This is a genomic window from Flavobacterium polysaccharolyticum (genome assembly GCF_038739875.1).
Lineage (GTDB): Bacteria > Bacteroidota > Bacteroidia > Flavobacteriales > Flavobacteriaceae > Flavobacterium > Flavobacterium polysaccharolyticum.
In genome coordinates, this window is the sequence record NZ_JBCGDP010000045.1 from 1 (window position 1) to 5,445 (window position 5,445).

Sequence of the window (5,445 nt, forward strand, 5' to 3'; positions counted from 1 at the left end):
AAAAAACCCCTTCATCATCTGATGAAGGGGTTCTTTAAAGAAAGGCGGCGACATACTCTCCCACAAATTGCAGTACCATCTGCGCAGGCGGGCTTAACTTCTCTGTTCGGAATGGGAAGAGGTGAGCCCCGCCGCAATAACCACCTTAAGGTCGTTTTGCAATGGGTAACCAGTTTTAACTGATTAACATTACACAATATCTTAACATACTGAGATAAAGAATATAAAAAGTGTATTAGAAAGTTTCTCCCCGTCTAGCCTTTTGAACTAGACGGGAAAAGGTGTACATAAGCTTACGGGTTATTAGTACTACTCGACTATGACATTACTGCCTTTACATCTATAGCCTATCAACGTGGTCATCTCCCACGACCCTTAAAAGAAATCTCATCTTGTGGTGGGTTTCGCGCTTATATGCTTTCAGCGCTTATCCCTTCCAAACGTAGCTACTCTGCGGTGCCCCTGGCGGGACAACAGATACACTAGAGGTTTGTCCAATTCGGTCCTCTCGTACTAGAATCAGATCCACTCAAATTTCTAACGCCCACAGTAGATAGAGACCGAACTGTCTCACGACGTTCTGAACCCAGCTCGCGTGCCACTTTAATGGGCGAACAGCCCAACCCTTGGGACCTTCTCCAGCCCCAGGATGTGACGAGCCGACATCGAGGTGCCAAACCCCCCCGTCGATATGAGCTCTTGGGGGAGATCAGCCTGTTATCCCCGGCGTACCTTTTATCCTTTGAGCGATGGCCCTTCCATGCGGAACCACCGGATCACTATGCTCTACTTTCGTACCTGATCGACCTGTATGTCTCTCAGTCAAGCTCCCTTATGCCATTGCACTCTTCGCACGGTTACCAAGCGTACTGAGGGAACCTTTAGAAGCCTCCGTTACTCTTTTGGAGGCGACCACCCCAGTCAAACTACCCACCAAGCAATGTCCCCCGCAACGCGGGGTTAGGCCTCAGATAAACAAAGGGTTGTATTTCAACAATGACTCCACAACGCCTAGCGACGCCACTTCACAGTCTCCAACCTATCCTACACATCATTTATCCAAGGTCAATACTAAGCTATAGTAAAGGTGCACAGGGTCTTTTCGTCCCACTGCGGGTAAACGGCATCTTCACCGTTACTACAATTTCACCGAGCTCATGGCTGAGACAGTGTCCAGATCGTTACACCATTCGTGCAGGTCGGAACTTACCCGACAAGGAATTTCGCTACCTTAGGACCGTTATAGTTACGGCCGCCGTTTACTGGGGCTTCAATTCAATGCTTCTCCGAAGATAACATCTCCTCTTAACCTTCCAGCACCGGGCAGGTGTCAGGCCCTATACTTCATCTTACGATTTTGCAGAGCCCTGTGTTTTTGATAAACAGTCGCCTGGACCTCTTCACTGCGGCCCCGATTACTCGGGGCGACCCTTCTCCCGAAGTTACGGGTCTATTTTGCCTAATTCCTTAGCCATGAATCTCTCGAGCACCTTAGGATTCTCTCCTCGACTACCTGTGTCGGTTTACGGTACGGGTACTAATTACCTGAAGTTTAGAGGTTTTTCTTGGAAGCCCTTAGGCGCACTATCTCTTTGTCCGAAGACTCCGAGTACTATCGTATTTCCCCAAGCCGCGTGGATTTGCCTGCGCAGCTTATAGGTAGGTACTTCAACGAACTATTCCGTCAGTTCGCGGCGCTTTCATCACTCCGTCACCCCATCACAGTAATCAGTAGTACGGGAATATTAACCCGTTGGCCATCGACTGTCCCTTTCGGGTTCGCCTTAGGTCCCGACTAACCCACAGCTGATTAGCATAGCTGTGGAAACCTTAGTCTTTCGGTGTGCGGGTTTCTCGCCCGCATTATCGTTACTTATGCCTACATTTTCTTTTCTAACCAGTCCAGCATGCCTTACGACACACCTTCAACCCTGTTAGAATGCTCCCCTACCACTTACAATTGCTTGTAAATCCATAGCTTCGGTAATATGTTTATGCCCGATTATTATCCATGCTCGTCCGCTCGACTAGTGAGCTGTTACGCACTCTTTAAATGAATGGCTGCTTCCAAGCCAACATCCTAGCTGTCTGGGCAGACAAACCTCGTTCTTTCAACTTAACATATATTTGGGGACCTTAGCTGATGGTCTGGGTTCTTTCCCTCTCGGACTTGGACCTTAGCACCCAAGCCCTCACTGTTATCAATCATTATATAGCATTCGGAGTTTGTCAGGAATTGGTAGGCGGTGAAGCCCCCGCATCCAATCAGTAGCTCTACCTCTATATAACTAAAATAACGCTGCACCTAAATGCATTTCGGGGAGTACGAGCTATTTCCGAGTTTGATTGGCCTTTCACCCCTACCCACAGGTCATCCGAAGACTTTTCAACGTCAACCGGTTCGGACCTCCACACTGTGTTACCAGCGCTTCATCCTGCCCATGGGTAGATCACACGGTTTCGCGTCTAACACTACTGACTAAAGCGCCCTATTCAGACTCGCTTTCGCTACGGATCCGTGGCTTAACCACTTATCCTTGCCAGCAACGTTAACTCGTAGGCTCATTATGCAAAAGGCACGCCGTCACCCCACGAAAGGGCTCCGACCGCTTGTAAGCGTATGGTTTCAGGATCTATTTCACTCCGTTATTCACGGTTCTTTTCACCTTTCCCTCACGGTACTGGTTCACTATCGGTCTCTCAGGAGTATTTAGCCTTAGCGGATGGTCCCGCCAAATTCAGACAGGGTTTCACGTGCCCCGCCCTACTCAGGATACCACTATCCTTTACATTCATTACTTATACGGGACTATCACCCTCTGTGGTCCTACTTTCCAGTAGATTCTAATTCTTTATGCAAGAAATATCGTGGTCCTACAACCCCAACATTGCCGTAACAACATTGGTTTGGGCTAATCCGCGTTCGCTCGCCACTACTTACGGAATCACTTTTGTTTTCTTCTCCTCCGCCTACTTAGATGTTTCAGTTCAGCGGGTTTGCCCACCTATCGGTGTACTATGTCTTCAACATAGTGGGTTGCCCCATTCGGATATCTACGGATCAATTCGTGTGTGCCAATCCCCGTAGCTTTTCGCAGCTTATCACGTCCTTCTTCGCCTCTGAGAGCCTAGGCATCCCCCATACGCCCTTATTTTGCTTATTGTACAGACACGATTAATCGTGTCTCTACGTTTATGATAAATCACAAACGTGTTCTTTCTACTTTTTAAATGTTTTTATCTCAATATGTCAATGAACTTTAAATAAGTATTAAGTATTCTGTATTAAGCACTAAGACTTTGTCTTGATACTTGATACTATCATCTTGATACTATCTTGTGGAGAATATCGGAGTCGAACCGATGACCTCCTGCGTGCAAGGCAGGCGCTCTAGCCAGCTGAGCTAATCCCCCTTTTTTTTAAAATTCCAAATCTTTAAATTCCAAATTCCAAAAAAATAAGGATTTCAACCTCTAGAATTTCCTAATTAAGTCAAAATAGTAGTCCCGGGCAGACTCGAACTGCCGACCCCTACATTATCAGTGTAGTACTCTAACCAGCTGAGCTACGAGACTCTGTTTTTTACTTAATTCTTTATTCAATTTCTTTAAATTAACAGCAAGAGTAAGCTAATCAATACTTTAGTAAACTAATGTATCTTCTTCTTTTTCTTTAGCGTGCTTTAAGCTAACACTAAAGCTCTAGAAAGGAGGTGTTCCAGCCGCACCTTCCGGTACGGCTACCTTGTTACGACTTAGCCCTAGTTACTAGTTTTACCCTAGGCAGCTCCTTGCGGTCACCGACTTCAGGCACCCCCAGCTTCCATGGCTTGACGGGCGGTGTGTACAAGGCCCGGGAACGTATTCACCGGATCATGGCTGATATCCGATTACTAGCGATTCCAGCTTCACGGAGTCGAGTTGCAGACTCCGATCCGAACTGTGACCGGCTTTATAGATTCGCTCCTCCTCACGAAGTGGCTGCTCTCTGTACCGGCCATTGTAGCACGTGTGTAGCCCAAGGCGTAAGGGCCGTGATGATTTGACGTCATCCCCACCTTCCTCACAGTTTGCACTGGCAGTCTCGTTAGAGTTCCCGACATGACTCGCTGGCAACTAACAACAGGGGTTGCGCTCGTTATAGGACTTAACCTGACACCTCACGGCACGAGCTGACGACAACCATGCAGCACCTTGTAAATTGTCTTGCGAAAAGTCTGTTTCCAAACCGGTCAATCTACATTTAAGCCTTGGTAAGGTTCCTCGCGTATCATCGAATTAAACCACATGCTCCACCGCTTGTGCGGGCCCCCGTCAATTCCTTTGAGTTTCATTCTTGCGAACGTACTCCCCAGGTGGGATACTTATCACTTTCGCTTAGCCACTGAACTTGCGCCCAACAGCTAGTATCCATCGTTTACGGCGTGGACTACCAGGGTATCTAATCCTGTTCGCTACCCACGCTTTCGTCCATCAGCGTCAATCCATTAGTAGTAACCTGCCTTCGCAATTGGTATTCCATGTAATCTCTAAGCATTTCACCGCTACACTACATATTCTAGTTACTTCCTAATAATTCAAGTCTAGCAGTATCAATGGCCGTTCCACCGTTGAGCGATGGGCTTTCACCACTGACTTACTAAACCGCCTACGGACCCTTTAAACCCAATGATTCCGGATAACGCTTGGATCCTCCGTATTACCGCGGCTGCTGGCACGGAGTTAGCCGATCCTTATTCTTACGGTACCGTCAAGCTCCTACACGTAGGAGGGTTTCTTCCCGTACAAAAGCAGTTTACAATCCATAGGACCGTCATCCTGCACGCGGCATGGCTGGATCAGGCTTGCGCCCATTGTCCAATATTCCTCACTGCTGCCTCCCGTAGGAGTCTGGTCCGTGTCTCAGTACCAGTGTGGGGGATCTCCCTCTCAGGACCCCTACCCATCGTAGCCATGGTAAGCCGTTACCTTACCATCTAGCTAATGGGACGCATGCTCATCTTTTGCCGTTGTGACTTTAATATATAAATGATGCCATTCATATATACTATGAGGTATTAATCCAAATTTCTCTGGGCTATCCCTCTGCAAAAGGTAGATTGCATACGCGTTACGCACCCGTGCGCCGGTCTCAAGTTAGCAAGCTAACTCTACCCCTCGACTTGCATGTGTTAAGCCTGCCGCTAGCGTTCATCCTGAGCCAGGATCAAACTCTTCATCGTATATTTTTTATATTATATTCGAATCAGATACTATTGGTCTTTCTCTAATCTCTCGATTATCTTACTCTTATTTCTTTGTTTCGATTTGCATCGAAACGGCTGTCAATTCAATATGTCTAGGAACGTATTCTTCTTTGTTTTTCCGCTTTTCGTTGTTTCTCAAAGCGGGTGCAAAAGTAGAAATTCTTTTTTAAACCGGCAAGAAAATTTGAAACTTTTTTTT

General features: G+C 47.1%; 2 tRNA genes and 3 rRNA genes. All 5 read right to left on the reverse strand.

The annotated features are described in order from the left end of the window. Positions 1-39: 39 nt before the first annotated feature. Positions 40-148, reverse strand: a 5S ribosomal RNA gene (gene rrf, locus WFZ86_RS19935). Between the two features lie 135 nt (positions 149-283). Then, positions 284-3,164, reverse strand: a 23S ribosomal RNA gene (locus WFZ86_RS19940). Positions 3,165-3,340: 176 nt separating this feature from the next. Next, a tRNA-Ala gene (locus WFZ86_RS19945) sits at positions 3,341-3,414 on the reverse strand. Positions 3,415-3,502: 88 nt separating this feature from the next. Further along, a tRNA-Ile gene (locus WFZ86_RS19950) sits at positions 3,503-3,576 on the reverse strand. Between the two features lie 130 nt (positions 3,577-3,706). Beyond that, positions 3,707-5,222, reverse strand: a 16S ribosomal RNA gene (locus WFZ86_RS19955). Together the 16S, 23S and 5S rRNA genes with 2 tRNA genes alongside form the textbook arrangement of a ribosomal RNA operon. Between the last annotated feature and the right edge of the window lie 223 nt (positions 5,223-5,445).